Origin of the sequence: Caldithrix abyssi DSM 13497, assembly GCF_001886815.1 — a bacterium.
Lineage (GTDB): Bacteria > Calditrichota > Calditrichia > Calditrichales > Calditrichaceae > Caldithrix > Caldithrix abyssi.
The window spans coordinates 3,429,831-3,454,159 of the sequence record NZ_CP018099.1 but is presented as its reverse complement, the minus strand read 5'-3'; the positions used below and the strand labels follow the sequence as shown (position 1 = coordinate 3,454,159).

The 24,329-nt window shown below is 46.6% G+C and carries 20 protein-coding genes; 19 read left to right on the top strand and 1 reads right to left on the bottom strand.

The window, feature by feature from the left end; all coding sequences use genetic code 11:
- Positions 1-169 precede the first annotated feature (169 nt).
- The 15 genes from Cabys_RS13470 to lpdD all read left to right on the top strand — a co-directional run bounded on the left by Cabys_RS13470 (position 170) and on the right by lpdD (position 16,478).
- A complete protein-coding gene (locus tag Cabys_RS13470) occupies positions 170-1,519 on the top strand; it encodes a sigma-54 interaction domain-containing protein (RefSeq protein WP_006926635.1) in 1,350 nt (449 codons plus the stop codon).
- 142 nt (positions 1,520-1,661) lie between these two features.
- A complete protein-coding gene (locus tag Cabys_RS13465; protein ID WP_006926634.1) occupies positions 1,662-2,129 on the top strand; it encodes a tetratricopeptide repeat protein in 468 nt (155 codons plus the stop codon).
- 199 nt (positions 2,130-2,328) lie between these two features.
- Positions 2,329-3,039 (top strand): bacillithiol biosynthesis deacetylase BshB1, encoded by a 711-nt coding sequence (gene bshB1, locus Cabys_RS13460; RefSeq protein ID WP_044281486.1) that lies wholly within the window; start codon positions 2,329-2,331, stop codon positions 3,037-3,039.
- 37 nt (positions 3,040-3,076) lie between these two features.
- Complete coding sequence (locus Cabys_RS13455; RefSeq protein ID WP_006926632.1) at positions 3,077-3,535, top strand: hypothetical protein; 459 nt, start codon at positions 3,077-3,079, stop codon at positions 3,533-3,535.
- Positions 3,528-4,457, top strand: coding sequence for a site-specific tyrosine recombinase XerD (xerD, locus tag Cabys_RS13450; RefSeq protein ID WP_006926631.1), 930 nt, complete (start codon positions 3,528-3,530; stop codon positions 4,455-4,457). Before Cabys_RS13455 ends, xerD begins: the two co-directional genes overlap by 8 nt.
- A 5-nt stretch (positions 4,458-4,462) precedes the next feature.
- The gene (locus Cabys_RS13445) at positions 4,463-5,707 is read left to right on the top strand and encodes an NAD(P)/FAD-dependent oxidoreductase (RefSeq protein ID WP_006926630.1); all 1,245 of its coding nucleotides are present in this window, start codon (positions 4,463-4,465) and stop codon (positions 5,705-5,707) included.
- 70 nt (positions 5,708-5,777) lie between these two features.
- Complete coding sequence (locus Cabys_RS13440; RefSeq protein ID WP_169313602.1) at positions 5,778-7,472, top strand: lamin tail domain-containing protein; 1,695 nt, start codon at positions 5,778-5,780, stop codon at positions 7,470-7,472.
- 1,016 nt (positions 7,473-8,488) lie between these two features.
- Positions 8,489-9,478, top strand: coding sequence for an asparaginase (locus tag Cabys_RS13435; RefSeq protein WP_006926628.1), 990 nt, complete (start codon positions 8,489-8,491; stop codon positions 9,476-9,478).
- Positions 9,475-10,410 (top strand): histone deacetylase family protein, encoded by a 936-nt coding sequence (locus tag Cabys_RS13430; RefSeq protein ID WP_006926627.1) that lies wholly within the window; start codon positions 9,475-9,477, stop codon positions 10,408-10,410. Before Cabys_RS13435 ends, Cabys_RS13430 begins: the two co-directional genes overlap by 4 nt.
- 3 nt (positions 10,411-10,413) lie before the next feature.
- Positions 10,414-11,325 (top strand): hypothetical protein, encoded by a 912-nt coding sequence (locus Cabys_RS13425; protein WP_006926626.1) that lies wholly within the window; start codon positions 10,414-10,416, stop codon positions 11,323-11,325.
- A complete protein-coding gene (gene efp, locus Cabys_RS13420) occupies positions 11,315-11,881 on the top strand; it encodes an elongation factor P (protein ID WP_006926625.1) in 567 nt (188 codons plus the stop codon). The genes Cabys_RS13425 and efp overlap by 11 nt, the downstream gene beginning before the upstream one ends.
- A 386-nt stretch (positions 11,882-12,267) precedes the next feature.
- Entirely contained in the window at positions 12,268-14,046 is a 1,779-nt protein-coding gene (locus tag Cabys_RS13415) for an AMP-dependent synthetase/ligase (RefSeq protein ID WP_006926624.1), read from the top strand.
- A 68-nt stretch (positions 14,047-14,114) separates the two neighbouring features.
- Positions 14,115-14,792 carry a carboxylesterase family protein gene (locus Cabys_RS13410; RefSeq protein ID WP_044280931.1) on the top strand — a complete coding sequence of 226 codons (678 nt, stop codon included), beginning with the start codon at positions 14,115-14,117 and terminating at the stop codon, positions 14,790-14,792.
- A gap of 262 nt (positions 14,793-15,054) precedes the next feature.
- Positions 15,055-16,047 (top strand): DHH family phosphoesterase, encoded by a 993-nt coding sequence (locus Cabys_RS13405; protein WP_006926622.1) that lies wholly within the window; start codon positions 15,055-15,057, stop codon positions 16,045-16,047.
- A gap of 65 nt (positions 16,048-16,112) precedes the next feature.
- Entirely contained in the window at positions 16,113-16,478 is a 366-nt protein-coding gene (lpdD, locus tag Cabys_RS13400; protein ID WP_006926621.1) for a prenylated flavin chaperone LpdD, read from the top strand.
- A gap of 52 nt (positions 16,479-16,530) precedes the next feature.
- Here the strand turns inward: lpdD and Cabys_RS13395 are convergent, their stop codons facing one another.
- Positions 16,531-18,186 (bottom strand): thioredoxin-like domain-containing protein, encoded by a 1,656-nt coding sequence (locus Cabys_RS13395; protein ID WP_006926620.1) that lies wholly within the window; start codon positions 18,184-18,186, stop codon positions 16,531-16,533.
- Positions 18,187-18,651: 465 nt separating this feature from the next.
- Here Cabys_RS13395 and Cabys_RS13390 point away from each other — a divergent pair, with 465 nt between their 5' ends.
- Genes Cabys_RS13390 through Cabys_RS13375 form a run of 4 tightly spaced genes read left to right on the top strand, consistent with a single transcriptional unit; the run spans position 18,652 to position 23,923 of the window.
- Complete coding sequence (locus tag Cabys_RS13390; protein WP_006926619.1) at positions 18,652-19,968, top strand: DUF512 domain-containing protein; 1,317 nt, start codon at positions 18,652-18,654, stop codon at positions 19,966-19,968.
- Positions 19,969-21,285, top strand: coding sequence for a ribosome biogenesis GTPase Der (gene der, locus Cabys_RS13385; RefSeq protein WP_006926618.1), 1,317 nt, complete (start codon positions 19,969-19,971; stop codon positions 21,283-21,285).
- Positions 21,282-22,895, top strand: a complete 1,614-nt coding sequence (locus tag Cabys_RS13380) for an MXAN_6640 family putative metalloprotease (protein ID WP_006926617.1) — start codon at positions 21,282-21,284, stop codon at positions 22,893-22,895. Before der ends, Cabys_RS13380 begins: the two co-directional genes overlap by 4 nt.
- Positions 22,895-23,923, top strand: coding sequence for a tetratricopeptide repeat protein (locus Cabys_RS13375; protein ID WP_006926616.1), 1,029 nt, complete (start codon positions 22,895-22,897; stop codon positions 23,921-23,923). Before Cabys_RS13380 ends, Cabys_RS13375 begins: the two co-directional genes overlap by 1 nt.
- Positions 23,924-24,329: the final 406 nt, after the last annotated feature.

Sequence of the window (24,329 nt, the reverse complement as noted above, 5' to 3'; positions counted from 1 at the left end):
TTAAATCAATCATTCACCATTCAATTAATAACCTCATACACTCTTAAACACCTCCCTTCTTCCGGATTTATTTAGTAATGGGAAATGTTTCTCAAAATTATTTGTATTTAAAAAAAAGCTTATTTAAATTTTGAAACAAATTATTTCAAATGTTTCATAGAGGTGAAACATGAGGTCCAAAATTCAAAACGGAAAATTTACCGAAGTCATTCTGGATTCATTAGGCGAAGGCCTTTTTACAGTTGATAAGGATTTTCGCGTGCAGACCATAAATCGTGCGGCCGAACGGTTGTTGGGCATTAAGCGAGAAAAAGTTCTGGGAGATTTTTGTAAGAATGTTTTCCGGACGGTACGCTGTTTAGGCGAATGTCCGATTCAAAAGGTGCTTGAGGATAACAAGAATGTATTCGATTTAGAAAACGAAATGACCCATGCTTCCGGTCGAAGACTTAAAGTTCAGCTAAACGCAGCCGTTCTGCGCGAAGAAAACGGCGAACCGATCGGCGGTGTGATCAGTTTTCGCGACATAACTCATCTGGAAGAAATCCACAAGAATTTATTTTCACGCACCAATTTTCATGGCATCATTGGCACGCACAAATCGATGCAGGAGATTTACGATTTAATCGAAGAGGTGGCGGACTCCGATTCCAGCGTTTTAATCCAGGGAGAGTCGGGTACGGGTAAGGAGCTCATCGCCAACGCCATTCAAAAAACCAGCAAGCGCAGAGACAAACCTTTTATTAAAGTGAACTGTTCGGTTTTTCCTCCCGACCTTCTGGCCAGCGAATTGTTTGGCCATGTAAAGGGCGCCTTTACAGACGCCGTGAAAGATCGCGTAGGAAGGTTTGAAATGGCAGACGGCGGAACCATTTTCCTGGATGAAATTGCCGAAATGCCTTTGCAAATGCAGGTCCATCTGCTGCGTGTTTTGCAGGAGGGCACGTTTGAGCGCGTGGGAGAATCGGTGACGCGCAAGGTGAACGTGCGCATTATTGCCGCAACCAATAAAGACATTCGCAAAGAGATGATGGCAGGACGCTTTAGAGAGGACCTGTATTACCGCTTGAATGTGATTCCCATTTATGCGCCGCCATTGCGCGAACGCAAATGCGACATTCCGCATCTGGTGCGCTATTTTATGCAGAAGTTTTCACTGCTTACCGGCAAAAAAATTAAAGAGATTGATGACGAAGCCATGGACTTATTGTTAAGTTATGCCTGGCCTGGCAATGTGCGCGAGCTGGAAAACACCATCGAATACGCTTTTGCCCGAACAAAAGGGAATATCATTCACGCTTCCAAATTGCCTCCCAATGTTCGGTTAAATACCAAATGCCTTGGCGAAAGCGCTGAAACATTCAAAAGTCAATCCCTACCAGAAACTTCAGAGCCGCAGATCATTCGCCATACTCTGGAAAAGGTTAAGTGGAATCGATCGAAAGCGGCAGAAATTCTGGGGATGGGGCGTACGACTTTGTGGCGCAAGATGAGGCAATACGGTTTGCTGGAGACTTGAAGTGTTTCATTTACCTAAACCAATTGTTTCAATGATGAATAAATTGTTTCAGTTATTTTATGCGGAAAAGAGGTAAATACTTGATACCACCGACATTTTTCGTGTGGCATGATTTTTGACCATTTTTTGTCAGAGGTGAACCATGTCAGAGATGTTAGCGAACAGATATTTTATTGCAAGAAGATTTGATCTGGCCCTGCCCATTTTTGAAAAAGAGGTAGCGCGCGGTAATCATCATGTGGCCATTCAAAAAAAGATGATTATTTGTTACTGTGCCGTGGGGCGATTGGAAGAGGCATTCGAACTGTTCTTTGAATTGGTGCAGCAAGATCCGGGCATCATTATTAATACCGATCCTTACTGGGATGATTGCCCATGCCCGCAGATGGTAAAGGAGTGGGAAAATACGGAGCAGAAAGCAGGAATAAATCCGCGTGAGGCCTTGATGATTGGCATGCTTTATCTCTATTGTGATCTTGATAAGGCCATCTACTATCTGGAAAAGGCGCTTGATTATGATGATTATTTTCTGAAAATCAGCTCGGTTTTAAGACACTTAAAAAAAGTAAAGAGCGATGCGATGAAAAGCAAGATCAAAGCTGAAGATTGATTAAGGCGCCGTTTTTAATTCATTGCGTATTTTGTGGTCATTTTTTTTCTACTTTTTACACAACTTGCAAAAACATTGCTCCTATCAGGATATCTTTTCTGCACAAATGACTGTTGTCTTTTTTTTAAAAATTCCATATACTTGCTATTAATATAAAAATATTCAGCAAAAAAGGCGCGTTTATTCGATGAACAATTCGATGAAGTTAGACGTACTGGCTTTTGGCACACACCCCGACGATGTGGAGCTGTTTTGCGGCGGAACCATAGCGCGGTTGGTCGATCAGGGCTGTCGCGTGGGTATCGTGGATTTGACGCGCGGCGAGTTGGGAACGCGCGGTAACGCTAAACTGCGTCATAAAGAATCGCAAGTTGCCGCTGCTACTTTAGGGGTGCATATTCGTGAAAATGTCGGCATCTCTGACGGTAACATCGCATTGAATCCGGAAAACAGACAAAAGATTATCTATTTCGTACGTAAGTTTCAGCCGAAACTGGTTCTTGCGCCTTACGAGCAGGATCGTCATCCGGATCATGAACATGCTTCAAAGTTGATTACAGAGAGCTGTTTTTACGCCGGTCTGGTCAGAATTGAAGACGGGCAGAAAGCGCATCGTCCTAAAGGCATTATCTATTATTTCAGCCATCATGTGGAACAACCTACTTTTATTGTGGACATCAGCGAATTTTTTAAGACCAAGTTAATGGGGCTGCGCGCTTACAAAAGTCAATTTTATTCCGGTGAAAAGAGCGACGGACAGCAAGAAACATACATCAGCACGGCTAAGTTCTGGCAATCGATTGAAGTGCGCGCCAGGTTTTATGGCAATTTGATTGGCGTTGAATACGGCGAGCCGTTTTTTTATCGTTCCCCGTTAAAAATTACCAACTTGTTGGAAAATTTTGCGTAAATTGTGGGCGTAGCAAAAAGGCAATTTGGAGTGGATTATGAAATTTAAGTTTGATGAAAAAAAACTGGCCGAAATAGAAAAGGTACTCGAAACAAAATTTGCAAAACGCGGCAATCAATACCGCGCTGTTCTGATGAATCCGGTAGAACACCGCAAATTGAGTATTGAAATCTACCCCCAGATTAAAATAGGGCATCGGACGGGTAATCTGGTCTCTATTTACACCAATAATACCCATGCCCAGCTTCATTTTTGTGATGGATTTGTAGCCAGCGACTTTTTGGGGGAGGTAACCTTCTTTGCGGAATACAACGGTCGGCTTTCTGGCATTGTGGTTGAAAAGCAGGCCGCTTGCTCTATCTTTACGAATGTAGAGCGCGAACTGCTTTCCGGAGATTTTGAAAAACTGGCCCCGGAGGTGATGCTTTCCGGACTGGCTCTGTCGTTAACCGAACCGCTGCTGGACGAAAATAAAAAAGAATCCCGGGATGAATGATCTTTTCCAACAGTATAAATCTTATCTTTTATTTGAACAAAATTTAACAGACAATTCCATTGATGCCTACCTGCGCGACGTACGGCGATTTTTAACCTATTTAAAAACGGTGGGAGTGGATTCGCCCACCAGAGTAAAACCGGCGCATGTGCAACGCCTAATTCAGCTGCTCAGCGAAATGGGGCTTTCAGCCAGCAGTGTGGCGCGCAATCTTTCATCCATCCGCGGCTTTTATCGTTTTTTACTGGCCGAAAATTACATGGAAGCGGACCCCACGGAAACCATTGACCGGCCAAAGTTAGCCCGTCGTTTGCCCTCTGTTCTGAGCTATGAGGAAGTGCGAAAATTAATTGAAATGCCGGATGTGAAACATTATCTTGGCCTGCGAGACCGCGCCATGCTGGAAACCATTTACGCCTGCGGACTGCGCGTTTCTGAATTACTTAATCTGACCTTAAACGACATTTATTGGAAGGAAGAATTCGTACGTATTTTCGGTAAGGGGCGCAAAGAACGGCTGGTGCCTGTGGCGCGTACGGCTCTGAACTGGATTCAAAGGTACATCGATCGTTCAAGGCCCACCTTAGATCGTTACAACCGTTCGCAGGGCGTCCTCTTTTTAAATGTCCGCGGCGGCGCCCTGAGCAGGATGGGGTTCTGGAAAATTCTCAAACAATATGTTGAGCGCGCCGGAATCCGTAAGGAAATCCATCCGCACACTTTCCGCCACTCGTTTGCCACCCATCTTCTGGAGCGGGGCGCCGATTTACGCGCTGTGCAGGAGATGTTGGGCCATGCCGATATCAGCACCACGCAAATTTACACGCACATCGATCGAACCTTTTTGATGCAGGAATACCAGACCTTTCATCCCCGAAGCGATGTTAATATGAAACAAAACCAGAACAAGTTACGGAGTTAAAGATCATGTTATTCGATACAGATATTGCCATTGTGGGCGCAGGACCTGCGGGAAGTACCGCCTCTCTCTTTCTGGCCAAACAAAATATTGCCCATGTGATCATCGATAAAGCCGAATTCCCGCGCGATAAAATTTGCGGCGACGGTTTAAGCGGCAAGGTGGTCGGCGTGCTCGAAGAGTTGAATCCGAAATGGATCGAAGAAATGCAAGCCGATGAGGCGCATTTTTTAGATAGTTGGGGCGTGCGTTTTGTGGCGCCAAACGGGGAGGCCATTGATTTGCCGTTCAGGATTAATCAATCGCTCCCCGAACGCGCGCCGGGGTTCATCAGCAAACGCATTCATTTTGATCAATTCCTCTTTTCTAAAATAGATCATTCTATTGCAAAAGTTTTTTTAAGAACCGAGCTGAAAAAGGTGGAGCGAGAAGGGCAGGCGCTCATTTTGCACTTAACGCAAAACGGCAAGGCGCTAACAGCGCGCACGCGACTGCTTGTGGCCGCCGAAGGCGATCGTTCCGTTGTGGCCCGTCAATTAGCGGGCTACAGAATGCAGCGTCCCTATTATTACGCCGGTCTGCGCGCCTACTATGAAAATGTGGCCGACCTGCATCCGCAAAATTTTATCGAATTGCATTTTCTGGAAGAGTGTTTACCCGGTTATTTCTGGATATTTCCGTTGCCCAATAACCAGGCCAATGTGGGCGTGGGCATTTTGTCCAGCGATATTAAAAAGCGAAAGCTCAATATTAAAAAGATTATGTTGAGCGCCATCGAAAATAATCCGACCATTAAAGAACGCTTTAAAAATGCCCGGATGATCGATCCAATTAAGGGCTGGGGCCTGCCGCTGGGAACGGTAAAACACCCGTTATCGGGCGATAATTATTTGCTTGTAGGCGATGCCGGTTCTTTAATCGATCCTTTTACGGGCGAGGGCATTGGCAACGCCATGTTCAGCGCGCGCATCGCCGCCCGATTGATTCCGCAATTTCTGGAAGCGGGCGATTTTTCTGCCAGAGCTTTAAAACGCTACGATGCTGAGGTGTACGATCGCATGTGGAGCGAGTTGAGTTTAAGCGCCACGCTCCAGAAGCTGGTGCGTATTCGCTGGCTGTTCAACTTTGTTATTAAGCGAATCAATTCCAATCCACATTTGCAAGAAACTTTTTCAACCATGTTCAATGACCTGGACAATCGCGCCAAATTGCGTTCGCCATTGTTTTATCTGCGATTATTATTAAATTTATGACATGAGTGTGCCGTACATTAAAGTCCTGAAAAATGGATTCTTGCCCGGATGCTTGCCGGGGGTTGCCACATTGTTGCTGGTTTTTCTTTCATGGCCAACATTACGCGCCCAGGTGGTGATCAGTGAGGTGATGTTTGATGTGCAGGGCGCAGATTACCACGACGAGTTCGTGGAACTGTACAACTGTTCGAGCGAAGCGGTAGATTTAACGGGCTGGCAGTTCAGCGACAGCACGGGCACAGATGATTTAGAGGATGCCGGTTATGGTTTGTTGTTACATCCCGGCCAGTTTGCGGTCATTCTGGACGGCAGCTACTTCGAAAATTCCACCACCTACGATTCAATCATTCCACCAGAGGCGCTTATTCTTAAAATCAGCGACGGCGCATTTGGAAGTGGAGGCCTGGCAAATACCAGGCCGGAAAGGTTGACGCTGATTGATGCCGGCGGACGGGAGATCGACGCGTACCGCTATTCGGTGGATAACTCGCCGGGTTATTCCGACGAAAAGATCATTTTGTGCAGCGCACAAGTTGAGGGCAACTGGGCAAACAGTATAACGGTCGGCGGCACGCCGGGGTTCAAAAACTCGGTTTCGCCGCGGGATTTTGACCTGGCTTTTGCTGGCGAAGGTCTTACGGTTTTGCCGCAGTCCATGCTTCAAAAGGGGCAGATTGTTCAGGTAAAACTGAAATACTTTAACGCCGGAACCCAGGCATTCCATGCCCGAGCGACGTTTCGCTGCTTTCTGGACTTAAACGGCAACCAGAAGCTGGAAATTCTGGAACCGATTGTTTTTGAGCGGCAGCTTGAAGTCGGGCTGGACCCCGGCCAGGGCGATAGCCTGCTTTTTGAAATGCGCATGGAAATGAGCGGCGAGCTGAGTTTGATAGCGGAGCTGTTGAGCGATTTGGATCAGAATGCGCGCAATAATCAGGCCATGCAAAAATTGGTGGTAATGGATACCCAACAGGCGCTGGTTATCAACGAAATCAAGTTTTTGACGCAGGAAGAAGAACCGGAGTGGATCGAACTGTACAACGATTCAGATCAAAAGATTTTACTTAACAACTGGGCCATTGCCGATTTAAAAGATACGCTTGTCATTGATCGGAATTTAGTTCTGCCCGCTCGTTCTTACATGGTTGTTGCCGCCGACTCAGCCATTTTTAAGATTTACGATCTGCCTGATTCCGTGGTTTATGTGGGGCAGGGGTTTCCGCATTTAAATAATGATGAGGATGTGATTTTTTTGATTCCACCGTGGGGCGGCTGGGTAGAGCAAGCGCCATACACCGTGGATTGGTTGATGGGCGAAGAATACCGCAAACCTTCTCTGGAGCGTATTAATCCGCAACTGGATGCACGGCTGGGGCGCAATTGGGCGCCGTGCGTTAAAAACGGAACGCCAGGTAAACAAAATTCGATTTTTTCCAGTGTACGCCATACCCAATTAAAATTAGAGGCGCAGCCCAATCCCTTTTCGCCGGATGGCGACGGGCACGAAGATTTTACGGTGCTTTCGCTGCAGGTTCCGGCGCAAACGGCGCGTGTGCGTGTGTTGATTTTTGACATGCTGGGGCGGCAGGTGTGTTCGTTGACGGAAAATCAGTTTAGCGGGCAGGATGTGGCGATTGTATGGGACGGGCGAGACGCGCACAAAAAGAGGATGCGCATGGGCATTTACATCGTTTTTGCCCAGATGATCGACGACGCCAATGGTATTTTACAGGAAGCTAAAACTACGGTGGTGGTGGCTTATTAACCTATTGTAGTGGGCAATCTTTTAACAAAATGCCATAACACCGCTCTAGCTGAGCCTCGATTTTTTTTCTGTCCCGTGTTTTTAGGATACTTCTTTCGCAAGATCTGGTGCCTTAGCGTGCGAAAATTTTTACGCTGCTTTTAAAACTCATCCCCTGACGAAGGTCACCACTTGCGTGGCAGCCCGGGGGTGTCCCAAAAGTCAAAGACAATGTATTTTTATAAATTTTTTCTTTCCCTCACCCCCTTTAATTCCCCCTCTCCCGATTTTCGGGAGAGGGGGGCAGGGGGTGAGGGCTAATGTAAGATTTTTCATGATTTTAAAAAATTATACATTTAATTTCTCTTTTGGGACACCCCCGGGAGCAATTGTGCCGCTTTGCTTAACTTTTCTCTCAAAATAATTTGTTTAATCTTTTTCTGCGATTATTGGCGTAATCTGCGAGAAAATTACTTTGCGCACGTTACGGTTGATTTTGGTTGCGGCTGTACTGCCTTGGATGTTTAGAGATAGTTTTTGAACCTTGATTAATATGATTACAGGATTAACTTGACTTTTTTTACTAGTGAACGTTTACGCTTAATTTTAAGGCGAAATTTTGTAGACACAAAAAGCAAATCATGAAAATCCAGAAATCAAGTAAATCATGGTTCAAAATTGATTGGTCACCGGCCTGGCATTTCTTCCTGCTTTTGCGCGAAACTGGCCAACGCAGGAATCACTTACACCGTTGGAAATAACAACTAATGCTCAATTTCCCCTTCTACCCAGACTTTGTTCTGGGAGAAAGGGATCGAAGGGCGAGGGCGATTAAGAGAAACAAAAACTATTTTTAATCTAAAATATTTTTTGCCTCTTTTGCAGCCATTGTTGTTAATTAAAACAAGAGTTTCCGTTAAAAGGGGAATACGAATCGGGGGCGATTTAAACGCTGGCGGAAAACAATTATTTGATCTGATCTATCATTTCCACTTAAATTAAGTTTTTTAATGAATTAATCTGAAAATGGAAAAGAGATGAAAAAAATCTTACTTATTCACACCGGCGGTACGTTTGGCATGGTGCCGGTGGAACCGGATCAAACTCTGGCTCCAGCCAGGGTGCAGAACCATATCATCAATATGGTGCCCGAAATATCGCGCCTGGCTGAGATCGACGTGCTGACGCCATTCAACAAAGACAGTTCCAACGTGGGCATAGAGGAATGGGATTTGTTGAGCCAATTAATTTACGAGCACTGGGATAGGTACGATGGATTTGTAATCATTCATGGCACGGATACCATGACATACACAGCTTCGGCGTTGTCATTTTCGCTGCGAAATTTGAACAAGCCCGTCATCTTAACCGGATCGCAAAGGCCGCTTTCGCAATATCGGTCGGATGCGCGTTTAAATTTGATTGATGCCGTCGAACTTTCGACCATGGATTTGAGAGAGGTTTTGATCGTTTTTAATCAGCGTATTTTTCGCGGCAATCGCACCAAAAAGATCAGCGTCAAAAGTTACCACGCCTTTGAGTCGCCCAATTTTCCTCCGCTTGGTGAAATTGGCGTGACCATCGATATCGATCATTCGCGATTATTGCAGAGCGAAGGCCCTGTTTTTCATCTGCCGGGATTTTATCCGCAGGCGGTTGTGCTGACCATTCAGCCGTCCATGTCGCCCGGATATTTTTATTCTTTATTCGATCAGAACATTAAGGCGCTTTTATTATTAGGCTTTGGTTCTGGCAACCTGCCATTTCCTGAGCCCGACTGGTTGTCTTTCATCAAGGCTGCGATGAAGCGCGATATTCCGGTTTTTATCGGCACGCAATCCATCCAGGGCAGGGTGGACCTTTCGCTGTATGAATGCGGGCGGCAGGCGCTGGAAGCCGGAGCGCAGAGCATCGGGCAGATGACCGTGGAAGCGGCGTATGTAAAACTTTTGAAAATTCTAAAATTAACTTCCCATCCGGATGCCATTGTACGCATGTTTAACGAAAACTGGGCAGGCGAGATTTGAAAATCCTGAATTTGCTTCGTAAAGAATATGCCCGCGTGGTGTACTCTTCCGATTATATTTACGGATTGCCTTCCGTGGGCGATCATCAAACGTTTGACATCATGCGTTTTAAAAAAATTCGCGATAAGTTGGTTGAAGAAAAATTGCTCACGCGTAAAAATATTTTGCGTCCCTATTTGTGCAAATACGAAGAATTACGTCTGGTTCACACAGATGAATATTTAAGAAAACTGCAGAATCCGCAGTATGTTAGCAATATTCTAAAACTGGATGCGGTGAACCTGTTTTATGAATCTATTCTGGAATATTACCGTGCGGTTACCGGCGGCACCTTGCTGGCAACGGCCTACGCTTTAAAAAATAATGTGCCCACCTTTAATCTGGGCGGCGGTTACCATCATGCGCATCCGGATAAAGCGGAAGGCTTTTGTCTGGTTAACGATATTGCCATTGCCATCGAAAAATTCCGGCAACTCCAACGCGCTAAACGTTTTATGGTAATTGATCTCGATTACCATCAGGGTAACGGAACGCTGCTGTACTTTAAGGATGATGCCGATGTATTTACCTTTTCTATGCATGGCGATACGTGGGTGGAGATCGACCGTCCGCATAATCTGGATATTCTACTGCCGCATGCCTGCGATGACGCTACTTACATGACCATTCTGGAAAAAGAACTGCCGCCTGTGCTGGAATCCTTTAAACCGCAGGTTGTGTTTTATGTTGCCGGATCGGATGTGTATGAAAAAGACGCCATAGGCGACATGAAACTAACGCGCCAGGGAATTCTGGAACGGAATCTCTTTGTTTACCGTTTAGTGCGCGATCGAAGAATTCCGCTGATTGTTCTGGCCGGAGGCGGTTACGGAAAAGATAGCTGGGAAGTGTATTACGATTTTATTGCTTACTGTTTAAAAAATAAGAGATAAATTATGAGTTTTAAAATTCCTAAAAGATATTGGAGGATTGCCAAAAGATTGCGGATCGCCGATCTGCAAAAGTTAGATGACTCCGATAGCTTTTTTTCCGAAAAAGATCTGTTTGAGGTCAATATCGGGCAACGTTCCGAAGGACTGTTCCTGGGATTCTATTCCAGAAAGGGGATCGAAACCGCGCTCGATCGCTATGAGATCACAAAAGAATTAAACAAAAAAGGTTTTAAAAAACTGATCTTTGATATGGATACCAGCGATCCGTACATCCATCGTCTGGCAATTTACGACCGGGAAAAAAAGGCGGATCGTTTGCTCATTGAAGTGGTGCTGCGTAAAAAGATGATTGAAATCCAGATGCCCTTCCGCACGCATCTCAACGGTAGGGTTTTCGAGACTCTGGCCATAGAGTGGCTATGCATGCAAAATCCGGATCAAAAGTTTACGCGGGAAAAACCGCGCCTGCCCGGGCAACATTTTCCGGGGCTGGGCATGGCTTCACGAGCGGTAGAAATTTTGATTATAACGGCCTGGCGTCTAAATTTAGCGGGGTTGTTAAATACGCCGGATCATTTTCATAATGCCTATCTTTATTCCAGAATCTTTTATTATCTGGATCCAAAAATTCAGGCGCGTTTTGTCGCTTTGTGCCGCGATTTAAAAGCCTACTCAGTTTATGAGATATCATGGGCGATTGAGTGGGGCGCGGTGATCGACGAAACGACGCAAAAACCGATGGAGTGGATAATCGGCGAACAGATGGTGCCCCTCTTTTCGGATCTGAAAAATCTGTTCGAGTCCAGAGAATACAAACATTTTGTTGAAGAGCAGAGCAAAAACTATAAATTTAGTATGGATGTTAAAAAATTTAAGGAATACAAATTAAAAACAGGAGGATTGAATGAAGCTTAAGGCAATTCAATTGCGCAAAGGTAACATTATCTTGTTTAATAACGATCTTTATGTTTTGACGGAGGTAACGCACATTACGCCGGGTAAAGGGCAGGCGGTTGTGCAAACCAAAATGAAACACATCCAGACTGGCCAGAATGCCGAAAAACGCTATCGACCGGATGAAAGTGTGGAAAAAGCGGAGCTGGAAACGCGTAAAATGGAATACATTTACGACGAAGGCGACGATCTTATTTTCATGGATCAGGAGACCTTTGAACAGATTCCCATGCACAAAGAATTTTTGGGCGATGCGATCTACTATCTGTTGCCCAATACGGTGGTGGATGTAAATTTTTACAAGAATCAGCCGATTGGCGTCGAACTTCCACTGTCGGTGGATTTGAGAGTGGTGGAAACAGAACCGACTTTGAAGACGGCTACGGTTACCTCGTCTTACAAACCCGCTGTGTTAGAAACTGGCTTAAAAGTGCAGGTGCCGCCTTTTATCGAAGAAGGCGAGATTGTCCGTATCGACACAAGAGACGGCAAATATCTGGAGCGAGTTAAAGAATAAAATGCCTTCCCGGGCCGTCAGGACTGAAAGAGCAAACAGCCCTGGGTTGAATTGCCAGCAGGCCCTCACTCCCCCTCTCCAAAAATACTAATCCGGGAGAGGGGGCGTTTGGTGAGGAAAATTTCTTTCATCATGTCTGGAATTTTTGGGACTGGATACATGCGTTTTTATGATTAAAGGAAAGCGCCCAACAAATGAAGTTTTGAGACACCCTCTTATTCTCATTTGATCCCTCCGGGATTTTTAAATCAATCATTCCATCATTTATCTTTTACACTCTTTCTCTCTTTCCTCCTGCCAGCGTTCCACTGCCTTACCATCCTGATTTGTTTTAGCGACTCAAAAAATGTAAATTGAAAATTATTAAATCGGGAAAGGGCAGGGTTATGTTTAAAAGTGTGTTACACATTTTATTTAATTCCATTAATCAATATCCGAAAAAAGATCTTTTTATCTTTTATCGCGATCATCACTGGCAAACGTGGAGTTACCGGGAAGTAGGCGAAAAAGTTCGTCTTTTGGCGCACGGCTTAATGGCTCGCGGTTTGCAGCCCGGCGATCGCATTGCCATCCTTTCCGAAAATTTGCCGGAGTGGCCGGTAACCGATTTTGCCGTTTTCGGTTTGCGCGGCGTTGTGGTTCCCATTTATCCAACCTTAATGCCCCAGCAAATTGCCTACATTCTGAACGATGCAAAAGTAAAAGCCATTTTTGTGCAAAATGCCTTGCAGTACGATAAAATCACGGCTATTAAAAAAGAAGTGCCGTCGCTGGAGATGATTTTTACTTACGAACCACTGACCGGCGTGGCAACCTTTGATAAACTGCTACAAGAAGGGGCCGTTCATGCCCAATCGTTTCCAAACGCTTTTGAAGAATCCATGGAAACCATCGATCCCGAAGAACTGTGCAGTCTGGTGTACACCTCTGGCACCACCGGAGAACCAAAAGGCGTGATGCTCTGTCATCGCGGTTTTGTGTTCGATATCGTGCAGTCGGAAGCCCGGCTGAGGCTGCGCGCCGATGATGTGTTTCTTTCCTTTTTACCGTTAAGTCATTTGTACGAGCGGCTGGCCGGCCACTGGTGCCCCATTTACAGGGGCGCAACCATCCACTATGCGCGCGGTATCGACACGGTGGTGGAAGACATCGCCGTTGCCCGGCCAACCATCATGGTCAGCGTTCCCCGTCTGTACGAAAAGATTGCCAACGCCATGCAGGAAAAAGCCGAACAAAGTTCTGCCCTGGCGCGCAATATCTTCTATTGGTCCATTGGCACCGGCCTGGAATATCATGAAAAACGGCGAGCGGGCAAGGTAAACAAGTGGCTGGAACGTCGCTACCGATTGGCCGAAAAGCTGGTGTTCAACAAGGTTAAAGCCAAATTGGGCGGAAGATTTCGCCATCCCATTGCCGGCGGCGCGCCGCTGTCTGTAGAAACATTAAAAATCTTCGAAGCCATCGGCCTGCCTATAATCGAGGGCTATGGCATGACCGAAACGCATCTGATCATTGCCTTAACGCCTCCCGGGGAGGTGCGTTACGGTTCCTGCGGCAAACCGATCGACGGCATAAAGGTCAAAATTGCGGATGACGGCGAGGTGCTGGTCAGCGGGCCGCTTTTAATGAAGGGATATTACAATAAACCGGACATCACCAAAGAGGTAATCGACGACGAGGGCTGGCTGCATACCGGCGACATCGGCTATCTGGACGAGGAAAATTATTTGTTTTTAACCGATCGCAAGAAAAATATTATTGTAACGTCGGGCGGCAAAAACATCGCGCCGGCGCCCATCGAGCACAAATTAAAAACCAGCAAATACATCGAAGAGGTCTGTCTGGTGGGCGACAAACGGAAGTTTGTTTCCGCATTAGTTGTTCCCGCCTACGAAATTTTGAAAGAATGGGCAAAATCGAATAAAATAGATTTCGACTCTATGGAGTCTTTGTTAAAGAATGATCAGGTGTTGAAGTTGTACGAAGAAGAGATCGAACGCCTGCAGGAGGGCTTTGCCCGCTTCGAAAAGGTCAAAAAATTTGCCCTGCTTGCCGAGCCGTTTTCTCAAGAACGCAACGAATTGACGCCAAGCCTCAAAATCAAACGCCGTGTGGTGGAACAAAATTACAAGGATATCATCGAATCTTTCTATGAAGAGGGATAAAAATGGGATGGAAACCTTGTTATCATGTAGCGTTAATATCCTTATTCTTTTTATTCATGGGGTGCGCCATGCAGACTAAAACTACAAAACAGGGCAGCGATCTTCTGCAGAAAAAATTTTTAAAAACAACCATTGTGAAGACAGTGGAAATGAATTATTTGCTGTACCTGCCGCAAGATTTCGAGAAGGAAAGCAAGAAATGGCCGTTAATGATCTTTCTGCATGGCGCCGGCGAACGGGGAAACGATTTAGAACTGGTCAAACGCCATGGGCCGCCGAAGCTGGTGGAGCAGGGCAGACAATTCCCTTTTATTCTTGTCGCGCCGCAATGTCCTTTAGATCGCTGGTGGAATGTGGAAGAGCTTGACGCCTGGCTGGACGTCCTTTTAAACGAACTGCCGGTGGACCGGTCACGCATTTACCTCACTGGTTTGAGCATGGGCGGATTTGGCACCTGGGCCTGGGCTATTTTGCGTCCCGATCGGTTTGCAGCCATTGCGCCTATCTGTGGATGGGGGAATCCTCTGGAGGCCGCTAAATTAAAAGACATCCCCGTCTGGGTATTTCACGGCGCCAGGGATCCGGTTATTCCCCTGCAGCGTTCGCAGGAAATGGTGGAAGCGCTGGAAAAAGCCGGCGCCGAAGTTAAGTTTACCATCTACCCCGAAGCAGGGCATGATTCCTGGAGCCAGACGTATGATAACCCGGAACTCTACCACTGGTTTTTAAAGCATCAAAAAAAATAAGAATCCTTTCAGCCGTCGCCAGAATTTTTTGACCGAATAAGAATAAAGGGCAGAAGCGGTGCGCGCTGCGTGATAGCGTTGTGACATTGGCATATTACTGCCCTGGCAGCGCTCTACCATCCGCAGCGCGAAAAAACCAGCAGATGGTGAACCTTTTTCATATTACTTACAGGCAGCGATTACAGAATCAAAAGAAACAAAAAAAGGTTGGCATCTATCTCTTAATTTCTTATATTTCTCTCTTTTTTAAGGAGGAAATCACTTGCAAATACCTGAAGATTACAGACAAATCGTTAAGAAATTTCTTGCTTTTATTGAGGCGCGCGATCATTTTATGTTGTCCGGGCACATTAATGCCGACGGCGACGCCATTGCCGCGGTAATTGCCACCTACCTGTTTTTAAAAAAACTGGGCAAGACCTCCCACATGATTTTTACCGACAAAAACTTAGATGTGCGATTTGAATATTTAGAACCGTTTAAAGAGATCAAACATTACAAAGATATCGATCCTTCAGAAATTAAAATAGAATCGGCCATCATTCTGGATGTTCCGGGTTATTTGCGTCTGGGCGCGGCCAGTGAACTGTTGCCTGCCAAAGAGCACGTGGCGCGCATCGATCACCATCCACAGGAAGATGAGATGGGGCAGTTGGAGTGGGTGGATGAAGTCGCCTCTTCGACCACGGCCATGGTTTACGAAATCATTGAGGCTTCCGGCGTTGAAATTGATCTGGAAATGGCCAAGGCTATTTACACGGGGATCGTTTATGACACCGGTCGTTTTTCCTTTTCCAACACCACGGCGCGCGATCTATTCATTTGCTCCAGAATGGTGGCCATTGGCGTCAATCCTTCGGAAATAAACAACATCATCTTTTTTGAAAACAGTTTACAGGCGCTGCACACCATCGGAAAAGGGTTGTACACCATGGAAACCTATCTCGATGGAAAGGTGGCGGTTATTTATCTGGATCGCAACGATATTCTGCACAGCAATCAGCATGAAATTGAAGAATTAACCAATTACAGCGTGGCGGTGCGCGGCGGAAAGATCGGATTGTTTATTCGCGAAATTAAACCGAACTACCATAAAATCAGTTTGCGTTCCAAATGCCATGTGGATGTGAACAAAGTGGCCAAAGCGTTTGACGGCGGGGGACATGCCCGGGCCGCCGGCTGCCGGATTGAAGGCGGCAAACAGGAGGTGATTCAAAAGCTGGTGGCAGAAATTGCCAGACACCTGGAAGAATAAATCTGTGCGTTTGGCCCATTTTTTATTTAAATTGGGAGTGATTCAACAATACGAGATACAACAAAATGTTCAACAAACCGTTCGTTTTCAGAAAAAATGAAGTAGAACTAAATGCTTTTTTTATGGGAGAAGACCTTATTGTCGCCATCAGCGGCGGCGAGGCTCATTTGGGTGCGGTTGCCGTCGGGATGTGTTATGGAGCCGATCATAAAAAAAGCAGTGTCTCGCTTATCGGTTTGCCCGGTCACCAGGAAGATGTGCTGATTTTCCCCATTGCCCGAAGGTTGAGTAAAGCCTTACAAACCAACGTTTGCGTTATGGCGGGAATACATTTCGACCAATTGACCGGCGTGCAAATAATGGACATTGTGCAAACCGCTGAAGATTTGACCGATCAGTTAATTAACGCCATCCGGCAAACAAAAAAATAGCCACAACCTGAAAAGATTGCGGCTATTTTACAGAATATTTTTCTGACCTTTATTACTGAATAAATTTGCTTAAAGTCTTTTCCAGATTTTGCCCGCGTAAATCCGCTTCCATGGCAACAATTACGCCTTCCGGACTGACCAGAATCGGTTTGGGAATACCGCTTACTTCAAACTTTTGCGCAATCTGATCTCTGATGGAATTGTCCAGATACGCATGAAGCCAGGGCATTTTCCACTGACCCTTACGGAATTTGTAGAGATCTTCTATTTTGCGATCAAACGACAGGCTTAAGATGACAAAGTTTTTGTCTTTAAAACGTTCGTAAGCCTGATGCATGGCTGGCATTTCACTTATGCAGGGCGCGCACCAGGTAGCCCAGAAGTCCAGTAAAACAAATTTGCCTTTTAAGCTTTCTTTGGTGATTTCTTCGCCGGTGTCCAGATTTTTAACTTTGAAATCGGGAATCTGTTTTCCCACGGAGATGCCCATTTCCGGATTAAATTGCGCGATATAGTATTTGACAATGGGAATGTCTTCATATCCTTCTTTTAATTGATTATAAACCCAGGTAACTTTTTCGTTATTACGCATGTATTTGGCGCGCATCCCCAGATGGATCAACACAAAGGCGCGGGTGTTTTTACTTTCGATTTGAGGCAGGGCCTCTTCCAGGGCGGCCAGGGCCTTTTCAACGCCCATGGTGCGTTCGTAAACAAAGGGCATGATTTGCGGATTAAACGACCACAACGGATCGGTCATGGTCAGATTGTTGCCCAGGTATTGAAGCAATGTGTCGGGCGAGGCCATGCCGTATTGCGTAAGTAACACGCGTTGAAAGGTGATGTACTTTTTAACTTTGTCGGAAGAGGCTGTTTTTTCCAGCGCGTTTAACACAGAATCCAGCTCGCTGAAATTAAAACGAAAACCGCGATCGGTGCCGGTTAATTGCGCGTAACGCTGCCGCTGCTCGTTCCAGGCCATCATGGTGCGATGAATCATTAAAGCCGCATCCAGAATTTGCTGCGTAATGGCGTTGCCTTTTTTTACCAGGGCTGTTGGCAGGGCGCGATTGTAAAAACGAGGCAGTTTTTGCGGATCAAAGGTAACGGTAACCGTGGAATCCGTGGTCTTAATAACCGACTTATAGTCTCCCTGGCCGTCGTAAACCATGTAATCCTGCTGCGTGCCGTTAATACTTTGTTCGTTGGGAATCAAGCCGATGAGCTGGTAGGCCAGCGTGTCGGCGTGTACCGGAACCTGTAAGCTGAAAGTGCCGTCTTCGTTTTTGTTCATCAATGGCGCTTCGGCAAAACTGAAGTCAATCCAGTCGCCGGTTATTTTTACGCGATTAAATTCCGGCAGGTATTGATGGCCCTGCAATTGAAAATCGATTTCAAGCGATTGGTGATCGTTGCTGCGGGCCAGAGGTAATTCCAGCGGTTCGTGGTAGGGCGCCGTAACCAGGATGGACAGATACTGCGCTCTGGGCAGATCGATGGTAAAGGTGCCGTCTTCATTGGTTTGCACGGATTTCAACGGCTTAAATACATTGCCGCCAGCTTCCGCCACATGGATATGGGCAATGGCCAGCGGTTCGCCGTTGGCGCCGATTATTTTGCCGCTGAGTTTACCGCCGCTGTTTCCGGAACAATTCCATAAAACGGCCAGCATCATCACTACAAGCAAATAATTGAAAAATTTAAACATAAAAGACCTCCATTAAAGTGAACGAGAAACATTCGTAATGGGAAAATAGAACCATTCGAATGTGTATTTATTGACTTAAGCGCATTTGACAGGCAAACAAACGTCATTGGATGAAGCCTGCGCCAATCGACGGCAGAAAAGTTTGCAGTGAGCCTCCAAACTTTTGAATAGAAGCTTCATTTGCCTTTTAAAATTTCTGTATGCGTTTTCTCTTGAGAAAAACAGCAGATAGAGAAGGCGTTTTTGCGGCAAACATTCCGTTTTCGACCTGCTTAAATGTATTGCGAAACTTGACAAATGCCTCCGGTTCATTATTTTATGCCTGACAAAATATTTAAATTACAGCATTGAACGAGATTAATCAAATTTAGTTCGGCAAAGGCGTCTGGCAAATTGCCGCTTGCTTGCTTTTAGCTGTCCTTCTCTGTAAATTCACAGAATTTAAAAACATAGCAAGGAGTAAATTTGGTTAAGATCATAAATATTGTTCCCGGTAGCATTGCCGCGGAACTGGGCATTCAGGCCGGCGATCAATTGCTTTCCATTAACGGGCACGAAATCAATGACCGGCTTGATTACCGTTTTTACCAGGCCGATGAAGAGCTGGAGATGCTGATCCGGCAGAGCGATGAAGAGGTGCTGTTCGAAATTGAAAAAGACGCCGATGAAGACCTGGGGCTTGAGCTGGAAGAGATGAAGTTAATGTCGTGTGGTAACAATTGCGTTTTTTGTTTTGTTTACCAGAATCCAAAGGGCATGCGCAAAGCGCTCTATTTTAAAGACGAAGACTATCGGTATTCGTTTTTGTACGGCCATTACGTTACCATGACCACCTTAAAGCAAAAAGATCTGGATCGCATTGTAGAGCAGCGCCTCAGTCCATTGTACATCTCGGTCCATGCCACAGACCTGGAGGTGCGAAAGTTTTTACTGGGCATCAAGCGCGACGATCATTTGCTGGAAAAGATTCGTTTTTTAACGCAGAACGGCATTGAATTGCACGCGCAGATTGTGCTGGTACCCGAAGTCAACGACGGCCAGGTTTTTGATCGAACCGTTGAAGATCTAAAGAGATTCTTTCCGGGAATCCGATCGGTGGCTGTCGTGCCGGTTGGGATTACGCGACACCGGCAGCATTTGACGCCGTTGCGCATCCACACGCGGGAAGAGTTGATGAACGAAATTGAACACGTGGAACGGTTAAGACGTCAATGCCGCCAGGAGTTGGGCGTCAATTTTATTTATCTGGCCGATGAATTTTTCATTAAGTCTGGCCAGCCCATTCCCGAAGCCGACTACTACGACGCCTTTTATCAGATCGAAAACGGTGTGGGCGAATTTCGCGACATGATCGACCGTTTTAATGAGGTGAAAAAGAGTTTCCCCCGTAGGTTGGCGCGGCCGTTAAAATTAACCTGGATCACCGGAACTCTGGCCTACCAAACTTTGTTGAAGTACATTGTCAACCCTTTAAATCAGATCGAAAATCTGGAGATCGATCTTATTCCGGTCGTTAACCATTTTTACGGGCCGGCCATCGAGGTTTCCGGCTTACTGGTGGCCGAAGATATTTACCGGCAGATAAAAGATCGCGCGTTAGGCAAAGCGGTTTTTTTGCCGCCGCGCGTTTTAAATGAAGACGGCTTATTTCTGGACGACTGGACCGTGGATGATCTGGAACGGAAACTGGGTAAAAAGTGTCATGTGTATCAGGAAGAAATCGAAGACATCGTGGATGTAATGGATGCTGTCGCCTCCACTGAAATAAAGCAAGGAGCTTAAATGGGAACACCTCTGGTAGCCATTGTCGGCAGACCAAATGTAGGAAAATCTACCTTATTTAATCGTCTTATTGGCCGCCGTAAAGCCATTGTGGACGATCAACCGGGCGTAACGCGCGACCGCAATTATGACACGCTGGAATGGAACGGTCAGGAGATCGGCGTGATTGACACGGGCGGCTATCTGCCCAAAACCCATGAACATATCGACCTGGCAGTGCGCGAACAGGTGGAAATTGCCGTGGATGAAGCCGATTTGATTTTATTTGTGGTGGACGCCAAAACGGGCATTACGGATATTGACGAAGACCTGGCCAGTATTTTGTTGCAGAGCAATAAAAAAACCCTTTTGGTGGTAAATAAGGTGGATTCAGTTGAATGGGAATATGAAATCGGCCAATTTTACAACCTGGGCCTGGGCGAACCTATTCCGGTTTCGGCCATTACGGGTAAACGCAGCGGCGATCTGCTCGATTTGATTATTGAACACATCCGGGCCGTGCCGGCGCGCGATATGGACGAAGATTACATTAAGCTGGCCATTATCGGAAGGGAAAATGTTGGTAAATCGTCCTTTGTAAATACCTTGCTCTCCCAGCCGCGCGCTATTGTAACCGATATTCCCGGAACAACGCGCGATCCTATCGACTCTTTTTTGAATTACAAAAAACGTAAATATCTGCTAATCGATACGGCCGGTTTAAAAAAGCGCAAACGGATCAAAGAAAACGTGCTGTTCTACAGCAATGTGCGCACCTACAAAAGCATGCAGCGGGCAGATGTGGTGCTGTACATGGTGGATGTGAACGAAGGCCTGACGCATCACGACATCACGGTGCTCAATGAAGCGGCCCGGCAGCAAAAAGGCATTGTGCTGGTAATGAACAAATGGGATCTGATTGCCAAAGATCATAAGACCATCGAATACTACACGGCGGAGATCAACGATCGGCTGGGAAATTTGAATTATATCCCGCAAATTTATGTTTCGGTGCTGGAAAAACAACGTCTGTACAAAACTCTGGACCTGGCAACGGAAGTTTACGAGGAGCGCAAAAAGCGCATTCCCACTTCGGAACTGAATGAATTTTTTTTACCGCTGGTGCAAACCACCCTGCCGCCGGCCGTGCGCGGAAAAGAGATCAAAATCAACTATGTTACCCAGGCCAGAGCCAATCCGCCGTTGATTGTCTTCTTTTCTAACCATCCCGATTTAATTATGGATAGTTACAAGCGTTTTCTGGAAAATAAATTGCGCGAACGATTTGGTTTTAAAGGCGTTCCGCTGCGCGTGGTATTCAGGAAGAAAAACAAATGAAGTTACTGGTAAAGATTCTAATTTTCGCTCTTTTAGGCATGGCGTTTGCCCGGGCCGATGTTTTGTCTGAACTGGAACAGTACATTAAAAATCGGACGCAAGGCGCCCCGGTGGTTACAGATCATAAATGCGCCTTTCGTCAACAAATTCTGTTGCAAGCGCATTTTCAGCAGCTACCGCAGGATTTACAGCAACTGGCCGTCTCGTTGTTGCCCATGCCCACCAGGCAGTATCAGGTGCAAAGTCCGTCCGGCCATTTTACCTTGCATTACGATTTGACCGGTATGCACGCTGTACCCTCCAAAGACAGCCTGGGTAATGGCATTCCCGATTACATCGATTCTGCCGCTGTGATTCTGGATCATGTGTGGCAGGTGGAAATCGATCAATTAGGCTTCCGGCCGCCGCCCGATGCCGATGGCAATCCCGTGCAAAGTTATCCGGTGTTCTTCTCTTCCATGGCATATTACGGTTTAACCAGTTTTGATATCAATCAAGATATTGCCGCCCTGCCGGGGAATAATTACGTGAGTTATCTGGAACTGCACAGGGATTATGCTTCGTCTATCTTTGCCACCAAAGGTCTGGAAGGACTAAAGGTAACGGCGGCTCACGAATTCCATCACGCCATTCAGCTGGGCTACCAGTTCCGCTGGAGTATGGAAAACGGTTATCTGGTGTATCCGGACGTGTTTTTTCTGGAGATGACTTCCACCTTTATGGAAGACTACGTTTACGATCAGATTAACGACTACGTGCAGTACGTTAATCGTTTGATCCCCAACCTGGAAACAAAAGCCTTTGACGAAGCCGATGGCAACACGGAGTACGCCAACGCTCTGTTTTTACATCTGCTCACGCAAAAATTTGGCGTGCAGATCTTGCGTGACATCTGGGATAATATGATCGCTTACCCGGCTTTACAGGCCATTGACCACACGCTTCGGCAGTATGGCTCTTCCTTTGCCGAATGTTACGGTGAATACGCAAGCTGGTTTTACTTTACCGGCAGCAACAGTCGGCCGGGACGCTTTTTCAGGGATGCGCAACTGTTCAATCTGTTTCGCATCAAATATGCGCCGGACTGGTTGGAAAAACCGCTGTTGCCGCTACACATGCGGTTTAATCTGCTTTACGTGGAGTCCAGCGGCGAGTATTGGGCAAGAGTACGCTGCTCGGAAAGCGGCGGCACGCTTAACCATATTGCCGATGGCGAGCGCGTGTTAAAGCCGGCAGATTTTAGCAGGGGGCAAATTTTTACGCAGCACAGTAATTTGCCGCTGGTGGCGGTTGTGACCAACAGTACGGATCGGGAACTGACAAACATGACCTACCAGATCGACCTGGCGCCGATTAGCGTTAAAGACAATCCGGTTAAAGTAACCGGAAGCGGCGAAGGCGTCACCTTTTTGCATTTGCCGCCCGGAAGTGAAATCGCCATTTTTAATATTTTAGGACAAAAAATCATTACTCTAAAAGCCGGCGCTGTGAATTCACTACAGTGGAATTTGCGCAATGCCAGCGGCCGCCAGGTGCCATCCGGCATTTATTTTTACCGTGTTAAAGCCGAGGGGCTTAATCGTATGGGCAAACTAACGGTACTGCGTTGATGAAATTCGCCCTAAACGTTTTATTGGCGCTCAGCGTAACGCTGTCGTCTGCCGCTCGTCTGCAGGCCAGCGACGACGCATGGATCGAAAAGGTGATGGCCTGGACGATTGACGGTTATTTTCAGAAAGCGGAAGATTTTTTGAACGAGCGGATCGCGCGCACCGACAGCGCCATTTCCCCCTGTTTTTACCTGGCTTCGGTTCTAAATTCCAAAATGACGCATTTTGAAAATATCGACGATGCCGGGAAATTTGAACACCTTTTAACCTATATTATCAAAAAGAGTAATGAGCGGCTGGAACAAAAAGATTTAAGCGACAGCGCGCTGGCAAAATACTATTTTTACCGGGGCAGTGCGTATGGCTACCTGGCCTATTTTCAAGGGCAAAACGGCCGGTGGGTAAAGGCGCTGGAAAATGGTATTAAAGCCATTAAGGATTTGACGGCCTGCACGGAAATTGACAGCGCCATGTACGAGGCCTATCTGGGCCTGGGAACCTACAAATACTGGAGGAGCACTAAGTTGAAATTTGTGCTGTGGCTGCCCTTTTTAGCCGATCAAAGGGAAGAAGGTATTGCAGATATTAAACGCGCCTTGCGCAGTTCTTCCAACAGCCGCTATATGGCCATGCATCAGTTAATCTACATTTTAATCGATTACAAACATTACGACGAAGCTTTGCAATACGCCAGAGAAGCGATTGCTCGCTTTCCAGAAAGTCAATTTATGTGGTGGGCTTACGCTCATGTGTATTATAAACGTCATGGTTATCCGCAGGCCGTTAAGGCCTACCAACATTTATTGAAATTGATCGAACGTCATCCCGAATCCAATCCCTCGCACTGGCTGGATTGCCAATTGCGCATTGCCGAGCTTTACAGACGCATGGGGCAAAATGATCTGGCCAGGCGGGCCGCGGAGAAAATCTGGCAAAAACGAAGCGAATTTCCTGAAACGGAAAAGAACCGCAAACGTCTGGCGCGTGCCGAACGGTTACTGCAGGAATTAAACGAGGGGCAATATTAAGCCCCCCCACCGTCATTCCCGCTGCCCACACGTCATTCCCGCGCAAGCGGGAATCCCTTTCACCATCCCACCAGTCATTCCCGCGCACGCGGGAATCCCTTCCACTCACCAACAGTCATTCCCGCGCAAGCGGGAATCCCATTCACCATCCCCCACGTCATTCCCGCGTAAGCGGGAATCCCTTCCAACATGCCGGGGATTCCGGCTCTCGCAGGGCTCGGCCGGAATGACACCGGGAAGTCATTCCCGCGCAAGCAGGAATCCCTTTCACTCACCACCAGTCATTCCCGCGCACGCGGGAATCCCCTTCACATTGCCGGGGATTCCGGCTCTCGCAGGGCTCGGCCGGAATGACACCGGGCAGTCATTCCCGCGCAAGCGGGAATCCCTTCCACTCACCAACAGT

Coding starts and splice junctions, on each gene's coding strand:
- Cabys_RS13415 (WP_006926624.1), top strand. CDS start 12,268: ATGTTTAAAAGTGTGTTACACATTTTATTTAATTCCATTAATCAATAT.
- Cabys_RS13465 (WP_006926634.1), top strand. CDS start 1,662: ATGTCAGAGATGTTAGCGAACAGATATTTTATTGCAAGAAGATTTGAT.
- xerD (WP_006926631.1), top strand. CDS start 3,528: ATGAATGATCTTTTCCAACAGTATAAATCTTATCTTTTATTTGAACAA.
- efp (WP_006926625.1), top strand. CDS start 11,315: ATGAAGCTTAAGGCAATTCAATTGCGCAAAGGTAACATTATCTTGTTT.
- Cabys_RS13395 (WP_006926620.1), bottom strand. CDS start 18,186: ATGTTTAAATTTTTCAATTATTTGCTTGTAGTGATGATGCTGGCCGTT.
- Cabys_RS13375 (WP_006926616.1), top strand. CDS start 22,895: ATGAAATTCGCCCTAAACGTTTTATTGGCGCTCAGCGTAACGCTGTCG.
- Cabys_RS13470 (WP_006926635.1), top strand. CDS start 170: ATGAGGTCCAAAATTCAAAACGGAAAATTTACCGAAGTCATTCTGGAT.
- Cabys_RS13455 (WP_006926632.1), top strand. CDS start 3,077: ATGAAATTTAAGTTTGATGAAAAAAAACTGGCCGAAATAGAAAAGGTA.
- der (WP_006926618.1), top strand. CDS start 19,969: ATGGGAACACCTCTGGTAGCCATTGTCGGCAGACCAAATGTAGGAAAA.
- Cabys_RS13380 (WP_006926617.1), top strand. CDS start 21,282: ATGAAGTTACTGGTAAAGATTCTAATTTTCGCTCTTTTAGGCATGGCG.
- Cabys_RS13410 (WP_044280931.1), top strand. CDS start 14,115: ATGCAGACTAAAACTACAAAACAGGGCAGCGATCTTCTGCAGAAAAAA.
- Cabys_RS13435 (WP_006926628.1), top strand. CDS start 8,489: ATGAAAAAAATCTTACTTATTCACACCGGCGGTACGTTTGGCATGGTG.
- Cabys_RS13425 (WP_006926626.1), top strand. CDS start 10,414: ATGAGTTTTAAAATTCCTAAAAGATATTGGAGGATTGCCAAAAGATTG.
- Cabys_RS13445 (WP_006926630.1), top strand. CDS start 4,463: ATGTTATTCGATACAGATATTGCCATTGTGGGCGCAGGACCTGCGGGA.
- bshB1 (WP_044281486.1), top strand. CDS start 2,329: ATGAAGTTAGACGTACTGGCTTTTGGCACACACCCCGACGATGTGGAG.
- lpdD (WP_006926621.1), top strand. CDS start 16,113: ATGTTCAACAAACCGTTCGTTTTCAGAAAAAATGAAGTAGAACTAAAT.